This window comes from Campylobacter sp. RM12651 (genome assembly GCF_022369475.1).
Classification (GTDB): Bacteria; Campylobacterota; Campylobacteria; order Campylobacterales; family Campylobacteraceae; genus Campylobacter_E.
On sequence record NZ_CP059600.1, the window covers coordinates 227972 to 240494 of the forward strand.

Annotated in this window: 15 protein-coding genes; 10 read left to right on the top strand and 5 right to left on the bottom strand. The window is 27.8% G+C overall.

Going from position 1 to position 12523, the window contains the following annotated elements:
• Nucleotides 1-2 precede the first annotated feature (2 nt).
• Entirely contained in the window at nucleotides 3-764 is a 762-nt protein-coding gene (gene surE, locus AVBRAN_RS01105; RefSeq protein ID WP_214117461.1) for a 5'/3'-nucleotidase SurE, read from the top strand.
• Nucleotides 757-1404: a ThiF family adenylyltransferase gene (locus tag AVBRAN_RS01110; protein ID WP_214149666.1), complete on the top strand. Its 648-nt coding sequence runs from the start codon at nucleotides 757-759 to the stop codon at nucleotides 1402-1404. The genes surE and AVBRAN_RS01110 overlap by 8 nt, the downstream gene beginning before the upstream one ends.
• 21 nt (nucleotides 1405-1425) lie before the next feature.
• Here AVBRAN_RS01110 and AVBRAN_RS01115 read toward each other — a convergent pair whose 3' ends face one another.
• Together AVBRAN_RS01115 and AVBRAN_RS01120 are read right to left on the bottom strand one after the other, a co-directional pair.
• The gene (locus AVBRAN_RS01115) at nucleotides 1426-1848 is read right to left on the bottom strand and encodes a DUF1090 family protein (RefSeq protein ID WP_214117459.1); all 423 of its coding nucleotides are present in this window, start codon (nucleotides 1846-1848) and stop codon (nucleotides 1426-1428) included.
• A 9-nt stretch (nucleotides 1849-1857) separates the two neighbouring features.
• On the bottom strand, nucleotides 1858-2838 hold the full coding sequence (locus AVBRAN_RS01120) for a cysteine synthase family protein (protein WP_214119760.1): 981 nt from the start codon (nucleotides 2836-2838) through the stop codon (nucleotides 1858-1860).
• A 153-nt stretch (nucleotides 2839-2991) separates the two neighbouring features.
• On the opposite strand from AVBRAN_RS01120, the gene AVBRAN_RS01125 reads away from it, so the two are divergent.
• From AVBRAN_RS01125 to AVBRAN_RS01140, 4 genes are read left to right on the top strand one after another with little or no spacing between them, the layout of a single operon-like run.
• Nucleotides 2992-3243 carry a hypothetical protein gene (locus AVBRAN_RS01125; protein WP_214117457.1) on the top strand — a complete coding sequence of 84 codons (252 nt, stop codon included), beginning with the start codon at nucleotides 2992-2994 and terminating at the stop codon, nucleotides 3241-3243.
• 28 nt (nucleotides 3244-3271) lie between these two features.
• Nucleotides 3272-4378 carry an AAA family ATPase gene (locus tag AVBRAN_RS01130; RefSeq protein ID WP_239803327.1) on the top strand — a complete coding sequence of 369 codons (1107 nt, stop codon included), beginning with the start codon at nucleotides 3272-3274 and terminating at the stop codon, nucleotides 4376-4378.
• Nucleotides 4372-6093 (top strand): selenocysteine-specific translation elongation factor, encoded by a 1722-nt coding sequence (gene selB / locus AVBRAN_RS01135; RefSeq protein ID WP_214149662.1) that lies wholly within the window; start codon nucleotides 4372-4374, stop codon nucleotides 6091-6093. Before AVBRAN_RS01130 ends, selB begins: the two co-directional genes overlap by 7 nt.
• A gap of 26 nt (nucleotides 6094-6119) precedes the next feature.
• The gene (locus tag AVBRAN_RS01140) at nucleotides 6120-6851 is read left to right on the top strand and encodes a thioredoxin domain-containing protein (protein WP_214117454.1); all 732 of its coding nucleotides are present in this window, start codon (nucleotides 6120-6122) and stop codon (nucleotides 6849-6851) included.
• 37 nt (nucleotides 6852-6888) lie between these two features.
• Here the strand turns inward: AVBRAN_RS01140 and AVBRAN_RS01145 are convergent, their stop codons facing one another.
• The 3 genes from AVBRAN_RS01145 to moaC are packed head-to-tail and all read right to left on the bottom strand — an operon-like array spanning nucleotide 6889 to nucleotide 8596.
• Complete coding sequence (locus tag AVBRAN_RS01145) at nucleotides 6889-7881, bottom strand: hypothetical protein (protein ID WP_214117453.1); 993 nt, start codon at nucleotides 7879-7881, stop codon at nucleotides 6889-6891.
• Nucleotides 7882-7890: 9 nt separating this feature from the next.
• A complete protein-coding gene (locus AVBRAN_RS01150; RefSeq protein WP_214117452.1) occupies nucleotides 7891-8145 on the bottom strand; it encodes a DUF493 domain-containing protein in 255 nt (84 codons plus the stop codon).
• Nucleotides 8123-8596, bottom strand: coding sequence for a cyclic pyranopterin monophosphate synthase MoaC (gene moaC / locus AVBRAN_RS01155; protein ID WP_214117451.1), 474 nt, complete (start codon nucleotides 8594-8596; stop codon nucleotides 8123-8125). Before moaC ends, AVBRAN_RS01150 begins: the two co-directional genes overlap by 23 nt.
• A gap of 87 nt (nucleotides 8597-8683) precedes the next feature.
• Here moaC and AVBRAN_RS01160 point away from each other — a divergent pair, with 87 nt between their 5' ends.
• Genes AVBRAN_RS01160 through AVBRAN_RS01175 form a run of 4 tightly spaced genes read left to right on the top strand, consistent with a single transcriptional unit; the run spans nucleotide 8684 to nucleotide 12519 of the window.
• Complete coding sequence (locus AVBRAN_RS01160) at nucleotides 8684-8911, top strand: hypothetical protein (protein WP_214117450.1); 228 nt, start codon at nucleotides 8684-8686, stop codon at nucleotides 8909-8911.
• Complete coding sequence (locus AVBRAN_RS01165) at nucleotides 8911-10077, top strand: hypothetical protein (protein WP_214117449.1); 1167 nt, start codon at nucleotides 8911-8913, stop codon at nucleotides 10075-10077. The genes AVBRAN_RS01160 and AVBRAN_RS01165 overlap by 1 nt, the downstream gene beginning before the upstream one ends.
• A 10-nt stretch (nucleotides 10078-10087) precedes the next feature.
• Nucleotides 10088-11236, top strand: coding sequence for a diguanylate cyclase (locus AVBRAN_RS01170; RefSeq protein ID WP_214117448.1), 1149 nt, complete (start codon nucleotides 10088-10090; stop codon nucleotides 11234-11236).
• A complete protein-coding gene (locus AVBRAN_RS01175) occupies nucleotides 11233-12519 on the top strand; it encodes an MFS transporter (RefSeq protein ID WP_214149661.1) in 1287 nt (428 codons plus the stop codon). Before AVBRAN_RS01170 ends, AVBRAN_RS01175 begins: the two co-directional genes overlap by 4 nt.
• Nucleotides 12520-12523 lie beyond the last annotated feature (4 nt).

Sequence of the window (12523 nt, forward strand, 5' to 3'; positions counted from 1 at the left end):
AAATGAGAATATTATTAACCAATGATGATGGATATGATGCACCAGGTCTTCTAGCACTTAGAAAAAGACTTAAAAAGATTAAAGATTTAGAGGTTTTTGTAGTTGCTCCTTGGAGCAATAAGAGTGCTTGTGCGCATTCGCTTACACTAAATCATCCACTAAGTTTTGTAAAAATTAAGAAAAATTATTATGCCTTAAAAGATGGCACACCAAGTGATTGTGTAAATCTTGCATTTTGCACTATTTTTAAGGATAAATTACCTGATTTGGTAGTAAGTGGGATTAATAATGGAGCAAACTTAGCTGAAGATATAACCTATTCAGGCACGGCGGCTGCTTGTATGGAGAGTGTGCTTTGTGGAGTGAATGCGATTGCTTTTTCTCAACTTTATGAAAAAGATATAGATTTTAAGCGTTCAAGTAAACTTGCTGTTAAACTAATCTTAAAATTACTTAAGCTTAATCCACTTAAAAAAAGAAGATTTTTAAATGTAAATTATCCAAGTTGTGAGAGTGATTATAAAGGTTATAAAGTTTGTAAAATGGGTAAAATGAGATATGAATTCTCAAGTAAAATATGTAAAAACCCTAGAGGATTAGAGTATTATTGGCTAGATAGCTTGTATGATTTAAGCAAGGTAAAAGCAAAAGATGATGATATTGATTATGTAAGACAAGGTTATGCAAGTATTACTCCAATTAAGCTAAATCTAACGGCTAAAAAAGAATTAAAAAAAGTAAAGAAATGGTTAGAAAATGAGTGAGAGATTTGCAAGAGCTAGATTATTATTTCAAGATAATTATGATAAATTGAGTTCAAAAAAAGTGCTAATTTGTGGGCTTGGTGGAGTTGGTGGTATGTGTTTTAGCTCACTTGCTAGAGTTGGTATTAATGTAAGTGGGATTGATAAGGATTATTTTGAAGCTAGTAATCAAAATAGACAATTACATTCTGAAAATATTGGACTTAGCAAGGCTAGCGTTTTTGCTGAATTTTATAAAGCAAATTGTTATGAGTTATTAATCACTAAAGAAAGCTTTTTAGAGTTTTTAAAAGATAAAGAATTTGATTTAGTGATTGATTGTATTGATGATGTTAAAGCCAAATGCGATATAGCTGAAATTGCTTATGAAAAAGGTATTAGTTTTATTAGCAGTGGTGGGGCTGCAAAAAGAATTGACCCTTTAAAATTAAAGGTTGCAAATTGGGATAAGACTAAAATGTGTGCTTTAGCAAAAGCCGTTAGACTTGAGCTTAAAAAACGCAGATTTAAAGGTAAATTTAAAATGGCTTATAGCGAAGAAGAGCCAATGTGTGTTGGGCTTGGGTCTTTTATGGGAATGACTGCTTCTATGGGACTTTTATTATCATCTTTAGCGATTAAGCAATTATTGAAGAATTAAAGCCTAAAAAATTAGGCTTTTTTAATATTTATAAGAGTTTTTTAAAGCTTGTTTTTGTCTTTTATATTCGTCTTTTATACGATTTTTTTCAGCTTTTAATTCTGCTTTTCTTCTTTTGTATTCGTCTTTACTCATACTATTTTTCATATCATTTAATTCATCAAGCTTGTCTTCAATCCTATCAATCTTACGCTCAGCTTCATCTTCTAATCTTTCAATAGTGTCTTTAATCTCATTTTTTCTAGTGTAATAATCATTATTATAAACACTACCGCCACCACAATGTGCTCTTACATTTGCTAAAGCGTTTTCTAAACCTCTAACTCTATTAAAATTGCCATATTGTTTTGCATAGCTTAATTCACGCTCTAATTTATTGATTTTATAAGAGCAATCTGCCATTGCAATACTTGAAATTATGCTTAGTAAAATTAATTTTTTCATATCTTCTCCTTATAATACTTTAAATCCGATTAATTCAATTTTATTGCTTAAAAATCTTTCTTCATCTTGCATATTTAGCATTAAATCAGTGCTTAGATATTTTTTATTATCATCAGCAAATACACTAACGCTTACGCAATCTCCAAAAAGCTCTTTAGCTTTAATACAACCTAAGAAATTAGCCCCACTAGAAATTCCAACTCCAAGTCCGATTTTAGCTAGTTTTTGTGCCATTATAACGCTATCTATATCATTTACTATGATGATATCATCTAATTCATTTAGCTTTACAATATCAGGCACAAAACCATCTCCTATGCCTTGAATTCTATGCTCTGAATTTTCTCCAGGATTACTCATACTAGCGCAACCTTCAGGCTCTAATGGGCATATTTTTACTCCAAGTGGTCTTAATACCTTGCCAATCCCCATTATAGTCCCACCTGTTCCAACTCCTGCTACAAAGCAATCTGGTTTTAGGTTGTGTTTTTTTAGAGTGTTTAGAATTTCATTTGCAGTTTTTTCATGGGCTTTTACATTGCTTTCGTTTTCAAATTGATGAGGTAAAAATACATTGCCATTTTTTGCACTCTCATCAGCAAGTCTTACACTACCACTAAATCCACCTTCGCAAGCACTAACTTCTCTTAATTTTGCTCCGTAACTTCTAATTATTTTCTTACGCTCTTCACTCATCCAGCAAGGCATAAAAATCTCAACACTAGCACCTATAAAAGCACCTAAAGCAGAAAAAGCTATACCTGTATTTCCACTAGTTGCTTCGGCTATACTCATACCAGCTTTAAATTCATTATTTTTAACAGCATTTTGCATAATTTCTAATGCCATTCTATCTTTAATAGAGCCACTTGGATTAAAATATTCTAGTTTAAAATAGCTTTTTGATTTTTTATTTTTATATAAATATTCAACTTCAACTAAAGGCGTGTTACCAACTAATTTTGCATATTCTTTTAGTTTATTTTGCATATACTTTCCTTAATTAAAAAAACGCTTATTTTAGTAAATTAAAGTTAAAAATGAATTTAAAAATAATTTCAATAAAGATTATGAAAAATAATATCACTTTATTAATCAAAAATAATTATAATTTGTAAAATTATTATCAATAAAGGTTGGAAAATGTTTTCGTTTATTAAAAAACTTGCAAAATCAATTTTTGCACTTTTTAAAAAACCTAGAAAAGCTACAAAAACTCAAGTAATTGTAAGCAAGGCAAGTGAATTAGTGAATAAATTTATGCCTAAAAAAGAAGTAGAAGTTAAAGAAGTAAAACCTGATATTTTAAAAGAAATATCATTGTTTATTTTAAAAGAATTTGGATTTGGAAAATATATTAATTTTGCTTTAAGCTTTGCTAAGTTTTTAAAATAAATCATTACAATGCCCTTAAAGGATAGTAATGGTAGGGCAGGATAAAGTAAGAGAAATTTTTGATGAGTTTATAAAAGCAAAAGAAATTCCACATAGTGTTTTTTATGGTCCAAGCGGGGTAGGTAAGACCACTTTTGCAAGATTTATAGCAAAAGAATTAAAAACTAATTTTTATGAGTTTGATGGTGCTAGTTTTAGCGTTGAAGAACTTAGAAAAGTTATTAAAAAAGATAGCCTTTTTAAGCCTGTTGTATTTATTGATGAAATTCATCGCTTAAATAAAGGCGTTCAAGATGTGTTATTAAAACCTTTAGAAGAAAATAATTTTTATTTTTTAGCTGCAAGCACTCATAATCCTTTGTATTCACTAAATAAGGCTTTATGCTCTAGGTTATTGTTTTTTGAGTTTATGCCATTAAGTTATGATGAATTAAAAGAGATTTTAGAACAAGCTCAACCTAATTTAAGCACAGAAATAAAAGATTATTTAATCAAATCAAGCTCAAACGATGCAAGAGCAATGCTAAATCTTTTAAGATACGCAAATGTTTTTAAAAATATTAGCCTAGAAAAGCTAAAAGCACTAAGACCAAATTATATTAGCAATAAAGAAGATGAGTTTTTACTAACTTCAGCTCTTATTAAAAGCTTAAGAGCAAGTGAAGTAAATGCAGCAATCTTATATCTTGCTAGAATGATAAATGCAGGTATTGATATTTTATACATTGCTAGAAGGCTTTGTATATTTGCTAGTGAAGATGTAGGCAATGCAAATCCAAATGCTTTAGTAATAGCTAATTCGTGTTTGCAAATATGTAAAGACATTGGCTTACCTGAAGCAAGGATTACACTTTCTCAATGCGTAGTTTTTCTAGCTAATTCTAAAAAATCAAATTCATCTTATAAAGCAATCAATAAAGCCTTAGAATTTGTAAATAGCAATGAAGCCTTACAAATACCGACATATTTAGACAATAATCATCCTGATAAAGAAAAATACTATATTTATCCACACGATGAGCCAAGCAAAACTCAAGAAATGGCTATTAATTGCCCTAAATTTTACGAAGATTACGGCATAGGATATGAAAAAAATTTCGCACTATGGAGAAAGGAAGGACTTTATAAATGTTAATAATTTCAACCGCAGGTCATATTGACCACGGCAAAACTTCATTAATTAAAGCTTTAAATGACTTTGATGGAGATAATACACCTGAAGAGCAAAAGCGTGGGATTACTATTGATTTGAGCTTTTCACACTTAGAGCATATCTCATTTGTTGATGTGCCAGGTCATGAAAGCTTGGTTAAGACAATGATAGGTGGTATTCAAAGTGAATACGCAATGCTTGTTGTAGATATTAACGAAGGGCTAAAAGCACAGACTTTAGAGCATATTTTTATCTTAAAAATTATGGGTGTAAAGAATATAATTTTAGTTTTAAATAAAATTGATTTATGCCAAGATATTGATGCTAAAAAGCAAGAGATTTTAAAGCAACTTGATTTTACACCTATTAGAGTATTTTTAGTAAGTGCTAAAAACAAATTAGGCATAGATGAGCTTAAAAAATATTTATTGAGTTTAAAAGTTCCAAATTATGAAGATTTTGCTTTAAAAATCAATGTTGATAGAGTATTTAATGTAAAAGGCATTGGTCTTGTAGCAACGGGTATTTTAAAAAGTGGCAAATTAGAATGCAAAACTTATTTAAGCGATGAATTAGAAAATATTCAAATAAAATCAATTGAAGTTCAGCATAAAAATGTAGAAAGTGTAGTAGCACCTGCTAGGGTTGCTTTTGTCTTTAAAGGGAATTTAAAAGTAGGAAATATCATTTATTCTAAGGGTTATTTAAGAAGTGCAAATGAGATTTATACTACTTTAGAAGGTGAATTAAAGCATGATGAAAATGTATTGTTTTGTGCTGCTAATAAGCAAATTGAAGCGAAATTTTTACAATACGATAGATTTGCAAAATTTGTATTAAAAAAACCAATTGCTCTAAGTTTTAATGAGCCTTTTATAATCTTAAAAAATGCTCGTGCTGTTGCTGGTGGAGTGGTGTTAAATCCACTTACAGAGCCACTTAAAAAATCAAAAATGATTGAATTATTAAATGCTTTAGAGCAAAAAGATTTTAAAAGTGCTTTTGCTTTATTAAATCAAAATCATAGTTCAGGTTTTGGGCTTTTTTGTGCGCCGCAAAGATTTAATCTAAGCACGCAAAAAGCCTTAGAATACGCTCAAGAAGTAGGTGAGATAGTAGATTTAAATGGTGCTTGTGTATATGCAAAAAAAGCCCTAGAAGATACAAAAAACAATATAAAAGAGCTTTTTACTAAAAACCCTTATTCATTACAAAGTGCAAAAAGCTTAGAAAAATCATTAGGAATTGATGAGTTTTTGTGTGATTTGGCTTTAAAAGATTTAGATTTTTTAGAATTTAATAATGGTCTTTTTTATAAAAAAGGCGAAAAATTAGAAAAATTATTAGAAAATAATGAAGAAAAAATATATGATGAATTAAATTGCCTAACCCCAAAAGCTCCTTATAATATCTATGATGAGCTTAATTTAGATAGAAAAAGTGGTGATGATATTATGAAGAAATTATGTTCTCAAAATAAGGTAAAAAGACTAGCTCATAATTATTTTATTAGCACACAAGCACTTGAAGAATTTGTAAAAAACATAAGCCCTATTTTAAAAATAGGTGTAGGAGTGCAAGAACTTAAAAATGAATATGACTTAAGTAGAAAATATGCCATTGCTTTACTTGAGTATTTAGACACTTTAAAGGGTGTAAAAAATATTGACAATAAACGCTATTTAATGCAAAATTAAACTTTTATTTTTTTAAGGAGATTAGTATGAAAAAAATAATATTAGCAATGTCGGTTGTAAGCGCTTTAAGTGCTAGTAAAATTAGTGATAAAGTTATAGAATTTGTAAAAACAATTACACCAGAAAATATTCAAGTAGAATTAGTAAAAGTTGATAAAGTTCCTGATTCAAAATTTGAAATGGTAGAGTTTAATTTATTAAAAGATGGAGTTGTGGTTGGCTCTGATGTTTTCTTTAGTGATGGAGTTTATGGAACACCAACTATGCTTAATATGAAAGAAAGTATAGATTTAAAAGCTAGTTTTATGGCTAAAAAAGAAAAAGAAAAACAAGAGAAATTAAGCTTATTATTAACAGATTTTGTTAAAGAAAATCCTGATATGATTATTAATCTAGGAAAGCAAAATAGCAATACTGCAATGGTAGTATTTAGCGACCCTGATTGTCCTTATTGTAGAGAACATTTAAAAAATATAGAAGAAGATTTGAAAAAAACTAATATTAAATTTGTTTTAACTCCACTTCCAATGCACGAGAATGCTTTAGATAAATCGCTTAATATTTTTGATGAAATCAAAACAGCTAAAACTGATGAAGAAAAAATCGCAATATTAAGAAAATATTATCAAGATGGTGTTGAATACAAAAAAATTGACCAAGATAGAAAAAATGAATATGCTAAAAAGGTTGATGAAAAAGTATTTAATATGGGTGTAAATTATACTCCAGCAATTTTTAGTAATATAAAAGTTAAATAATTTTTAGAATTTGAAACGAGAGTTTCAAATTCTTTTTTTAGTTCTTCTTAAACTTTGTGAAAATATTTGAAGCTAATTTTTTTACATCAAATTCATTATAAGCTTTTTCTAAAGTATTTAATTCTTTTTTGATTTTTTCGTTTAGCTCGCTATTTTGAAATTTGATTAATTTTATATTTAGTAGTTGCTTGTTTTCTCTTACTAATCTTGCAAATTTAGCAAAATTATTATCAAGTTTATTGTTTAAAATATTTTCAAGTGCCTTACCTGAAGCATCGTTATTTAGATTTGTCTTAATCATAGCTATAAAATCACGCTCAAGACTTAGAAGAGATAATTTCATATTATCAAGTTCATTATCACTTAAGCTAACTTCCAAATCCTTTTTAAGCCTTTCTAAGATAGCAAATATACCTTCTAAAAGTCCATTTAATACTCCAGTCAAAAGCTCTTCAGCATAGCTTTGCCATTCATTTGCTAGTTCAAGTGCTGCTTTTAAGATAAGTTCAGCTGCATTAATTATTTTATCCTTATTAAACTTAGCATATTCAAGTGCGTTAATTAGCATAAAATTACTTATTAAAAAGCATCTTTCTTCTATCATTATATTTGTTTCAAGAACATTTATAAAAGCATTTTGAGAAGTTTCGTAAAGAATTTGTAATGAGTTTGCTTCATTTAACATAAGTTCTTCAAGGTATTCTTTTTGAATATCATTTTGAACTACCTTACTTAGCTCATTAAAACTTGATTTTGTAATATTATAAAGCTCTAATTCTTTTGACTTTATCTCTTTTCTAATCATCTCAAGCTCATTTGTAAGAGTATAAATCTCTTGCTCTTTTATAGACATTTTTGCTCTTAAAAGGGCTTTTAAAACTATATTTTTATTCTCATTTGTAAGCGCTTCTAAATTCTCTAGCTCTTCACAATACTTGGTATATAATCTAGCGATTAATCCATCATCGTTTGAATTAATAAATTCTTTTTTTGCTTTTTCTTGTATTTCATTAAATAATATATTCTTCATAGTTTTTCCTTATAAAACAAATTTAGAATGTTTTTTAAGAGTAGAAAATAATTCTAATCTATAAGCTTCATTTGGCACTTCTAGGCTTAGGTTATAGCTTTTATAATTACTTGTAGATTTTGAACTTTCAATTTTTGCATTTTTAATATCTAGCTTTTTTACTAATTCATTTATATCATCATCTTTATCAAGTATTACTTTATAGCTCCAGTTGCAAGGATATTCTATCTTTAAATCAGCTTTAATTTCTTCTAAATTGACCACTTTTGCCTCCGTCTTTTTCTAATAATTTTATATCATCAATAACCATTGTTTTATCAATTGCTTTAACCATATCATAAATCGTTAATAAGCCTACACTAACAGCATTTAATGCTTCCATTTCTACACCTGTTTTTCCTTCGGTGATTACCACTGCATTTAGTCTAAAAGCAAATTCATTCTCAATTGGCTCAATATCTACTTCAACTTTACTAATTGGTAGTGGATGGCACATTGGAATTAAATTTGATGTTTGCTTAGCTCCCATAACAGCTGCAACAATAGCTGTATTTATTACCGCTCCTTTTTTTGCATTTCCGTTTAAAACTGCTTTAAAAGCTTCTTCGTTCATTGTGATTTTGCCACTTGCTAAAGCTCTTCTTTTAGTAATTTGTTTATCACTAACATCAACCATAGTAGGATTATTTTGCTCGTTTATGTGTGTAAGTTGCATTTTTTTCCTTTATTTTTGCTTAGATTTTAACAAATAATATAAATAAAATGGTATATTAGCATTTTTAATTTTATTAAGGAAAATTATATGGCTTACGATGATGATGAGTTTTTAGATTATGAAGATGACGAGTTAGATGGCTTTAGTGAATATGATGACTTTGATGATGAATTAGACGAATTTGACGATGAGTTAGATGAGTTTGATGACGAATTTGAGCAAGATTTTGATGATGAATTAAGCAGTCTTGATGAATATAATATATATGATGAAGATATGTATGATGACGATGATTATAGTTATGACGAGGCATAATGCGAGAATACGATAGTCAAAGAGTAGAATTTATACAAGAGCTTTATGATACCTATGAAGATATAAGAAATCATAATATTACCTTAAAAAGAATTTATGTAATTTTAATATTAACCATAATTATTACATTTGGTTTTTTAGGTATTACTATGCTTTTTGCTAAAGAATTTTTTATATCAAGTTTATATATTGTTTGTGCTTGTTTATTTTATGCCTTACTTTTAAATAGAAAGAAAAAATCAGTAGCAAGGTATCTTGACTGGTTTAGCTTTATGGGTGGTGGGGCATGTATAATCATTGCTATTTGTTGTAATATATATTTATATTCTATGGCAGGCGGGGCTCATTTATATATTATTTTGCTAGCCACTTTGATTTATATAATGTTTATAAATGATTCTAAAAAAAGATTATTGATAGCAAATATTACTTATTTAGTGCTATTAACTATATTTATATCTTTATTTTTAATTGATTATTATTTTTGGCATCCTTATTATAAGGAGAGTTTTTTTTCTAATTTATTATTTATAATTTCTGTTTTTGTAGTTTTTTCTAGCATAGTATTTAGCAACCATGTAGTAGGTCTAAAATCAATAGAAGATATAGAAAAATTATCTGTAAATAAAAGTCATATAAAAATAACTAAAAAAATACATACTAAATTCAATCTAATTGATAAAAAAGATTTCACACAATTGCTTTTACAAAGACAACAAAATCAATACAATAATCTTAATGTTTGTATATTTGAGATAGCTTTTGTTCAAAAAGACCAAGATTCATATTTTAAGATAGATTACTACTACCAAAATAAAGTAATGAATGAATTCTTAAGTCTTTTAAGAGTTTATTATCCTAATGATGAAATTATAATTAAATGGGATTTAAATACTTTTGTATTAATTTTAGAAGAAGAAAGCTCTAAGTTTTATTTCTTACTTGAATCAATAAGCAAAGATTTTGATAAGATGATTAGAAAGAAAAAAGATAATTTTGATATTTATTTAAAAATTGTTGCAAAATACCACAAGCATATAGATACTCAAAAAAGACCTAAAGTTTTATTAGAAAAAATAAATGAAACCGTAAAATTAAAATATGAAACAAAAACAATGGGTCGTGAGTATATATTGTATAAAAGTGGATATGACGATATAAATTAAAAGGTTTAAAGTGGTTAAATATGAAGTTTTGATATTAGTAAATAGTCTATTTTTATTTTTTGCTAGATTTTTTACTGGTTTGATTTTTTATTACAATGGTTTTATAATTACTTCTTATGAAATTTTTGCAACATCTTTATATTATTTAGCTTTTTTATTCTTATTGTTTGTTGGTAGAAAACTTTATAAGAGTTTTGGAGAAAAAAATTATTTTTATAATAGATATAGAAAGATTTTAAATGGTAAAAAATCTTTTAAATCATCATTGTTTAAAAAAATTATAAGAGTAAATTTTATAAGCGTTAGGCATTATGCTTGGTATTTATTTCAATTAGAATCAATTTTTACAGCTACTTATTTTTCTTTAAGTATTGGTTGGGGATATGGATTTGATTTATATTTAATTATGCTTACATCTTATTATTATCTTAATTTAAGAAAATATTCTGCTTTAATTTTTATATTTCCTTTTGTTTATTTCTTGTTATATTTATTTTTATTTTTCTATTGCGACAAGGCGTATCAAGAGCCAGGACAAGTATTTATATATATTATCAATATAATTTGCGTAGTTAGTGCTATATTTTTTACCCAAATTATTATGGAATTAGGTCAGGTTATTAGATTTGTTAATGATGAAAACAGAAAGAGCCATTTAAAAAGACTTACTAGTTTTGACACCTTAACTGAAACTTATCATAAATATTCTTTCTTAGAAATTATGAATGCAAAACTTGAGCATAATGCTGATGAAGATGTAATTACTCAAGCTAGTGTAATAGTAATAGAGATTAATAACTTAAGAAAAATTAACGAAGAATACACAACAGAATTAGGCAACGAAGTCTTAAAAGAATTTGCATATATATTAAGAAAAAATAGTGAAAACTATGAAAAATACATATCTCGTTGGAGTGGAAATGAGTTTTTAGTTTTTATTATTAATGAAGATGAGGTTGTAGTTAAGAGTTATATAGATGAAGTTAGGCAAGAAGCTATGAAAAATCGTTTTGGAGTAAAAGGTGCTAAAGTTCAAGTAATTGTAGGTTTATCTCATACTTCATCATTTGATTATCAAATAAATAAATTTATTAGCGAAGCTTATGAAGAATTGGCTATTAATAGAGATAAATTAAATTACGAAAAAGGAGATATATGACAAAAAAATTAAACAAAGAAGAAGTAAAAACTCTAGCCTTAAGCTCACTTGGTGGAACTCTTGAGTTTTATGACTTTATTATATTTGTATTTTTTTCATCTTATTTTGCACATCATTTTTTCCCAAATACGCTTAGTCCGTTTTGGCAAGAGCTAAATACTTATGGAGCATTTGCAGCAGCTTATCTAGCTCGTCCTTTAGGCGGCGTTGTAATGGCACATTTTGGAGATAAATTTGGTAGAAAAAATATGTTTATGCTAAGTATTTTACTTATGGTAATTCCTACTTTTGCACTTGCTATTATTCCAACTTATGAGACAATTGGATATGCAGCCCCTATTGCACTTTTATTTGTTCGTATTTTTCAAGGTATGGCAATAGGTGGAGAGCTACCTGGTGCTTGGGTATTTGTAAGAGAACATAGTGAAGATAACAAAAAAGGTCTATTTATAGGCTTATTAACTTCAAGCGTTGTTGGTGGAATTTTACTTGGTTGTTTGGTTGCACTTATTATGCAGCTTAATTTTACGACTGAAGAGCTAAAGGATTGGGGTTGGAGAATTCCATTTGCTTTAGGTGGTATTTTTGGAATAATCTCTTTATATCTTAGACGATATTTAAATGAAACTCCTGTATTTAAAAAGATGAAAGAAAGCGATTCTTTAGTAAAACTTCCTATAAAAGATGTTATAGAAAATCATAGATTTGGGATATTTATTTCTATTTTAGTTACTTGGGTTTTAACTGCTTGTGTGGTTGTATTTTTATTAATTGCTCCAAATTTCGTAAAAGCTGTTATGAAATTAGACCCTGTTGATAATACCCTTCTTCAAATGTATGGAATACTTGCTATGATGATTGGTTGTGTTTTAACAGGATTTTTAAGTGATAAATTTGGAATTAGTAGGATTTATAAGATTTTTGCCATTCTTTGGGGTGTTTTTGGTGCGATGTATTTTTATGAGTTGTATATAGGCAAGGATATTAATTTACTTGTGAGTTTTTATTTATTAGCAACTCTTAGTGCAGGACTTATGAACTTTACACCTTTAATTATGGTTGAGATTTTCCCTGCAAAAATTCGTTATAGTGGAATTAGCTTTAGCTACAACCTAGCTTACGCAATAGCAGGATTTATAACTCCTATATTATTGCCGTTTTTAAACAAAGTTGCAATTGGTGAAAATCCACCATTTTTATATCAAATCGGTGGTGGAGCTTATATAGTTTTAGTAGCATTTGTTGCCTTTATTACGGCTTGTTTAGTATCAAAAAGAATGTAGAATT

What these genes read in the sequence shown, in the direction of transcription:
- surE (WP_214117461.1), top strand. Translation starts at nt 3, where the DNA reads ATGAGAATATTATTAACCAATGATGATGGATATGATGCACCAGGTCTT.
- AVBRAN_RS01110 (WP_214149666.1), top strand. Translation starts at nt 757, where the DNA reads ATGAGTGAGAGATTTGCAAGAGCTAGATTATTATTTCAAGATAATTAT.
- AVBRAN_RS01115 (WP_214117459.1), bottom strand. Translation starts at nt 1,848, where the DNA reads ATGAAAAAATTAATTTTACTAAGCATAATTTCAAGTATTGCAATGGCA.
- AVBRAN_RS01120 (WP_214119760.1), bottom strand. Translation starts at nt 2,838, where the DNA reads ATGCAAAATAAACTAAAAGAATATGCAAAATTAGTTGGTAACACGCCT.
- AVBRAN_RS01125 (WP_214117457.1), top strand. Translation starts at nt 2,992, where the DNA reads ATGTTTTCGTTTATTAAAAAACTTGCAAAATCAATTTTTGCACTTTTT.
- AVBRAN_RS01130 (WP_239803327.1), top strand. Translation starts at nt 3,272, where the DNA reads ATGGTAGGGCAGGATAAAGTAAGAGAAATTTTTGATGAGTTTATAAAA.
- selB (WP_214149662.1), top strand. Translation starts at nt 4,372, where the DNA reads ATGTTAATAATTTCAACCGCAGGTCATATTGACCACGGCAAAACTTCA.
- AVBRAN_RS01140 (WP_214117454.1), top strand. Translation starts at nt 6,120, where the DNA reads ATGAAAAAAATAATATTAGCAATGTCGGTTGTAAGCGCTTTAAGTGCT.
- AVBRAN_RS01145 (WP_214117453.1), bottom strand. Translation starts at nt 7,881, where the DNA reads ATGAAGAATATATTATTTAATGAAATACAAGAAAAAGCAAAAAAAGAA.
- moaC (WP_214117451.1), bottom strand. Translation starts at nt 8,596, where the DNA reads ATGCAACTTACACACATAAACGAGCAAAATAATCCTACTATGGTTGAT.
- AVBRAN_RS01160 (WP_214117450.1), top strand. Translation starts at nt 8,684, where the DNA reads ATGGCTTACGATGATGATGAGTTTTTAGATTATGAAGATGACGAGTTA.
- AVBRAN_RS01165 (WP_214117449.1), top strand. Translation starts at nt 8,911, where the DNA reads ATGCGAGAATACGATAGTCAAAGAGTAGAATTTATACAAGAGCTTTAT.
- AVBRAN_RS01175 (WP_214149661.1), top strand. Translation starts at nt 11,233, where the DNA reads ATGACAAAAAAATTAAACAAAGAAGAAGTAAAAACTCTAGCCTTAAGC.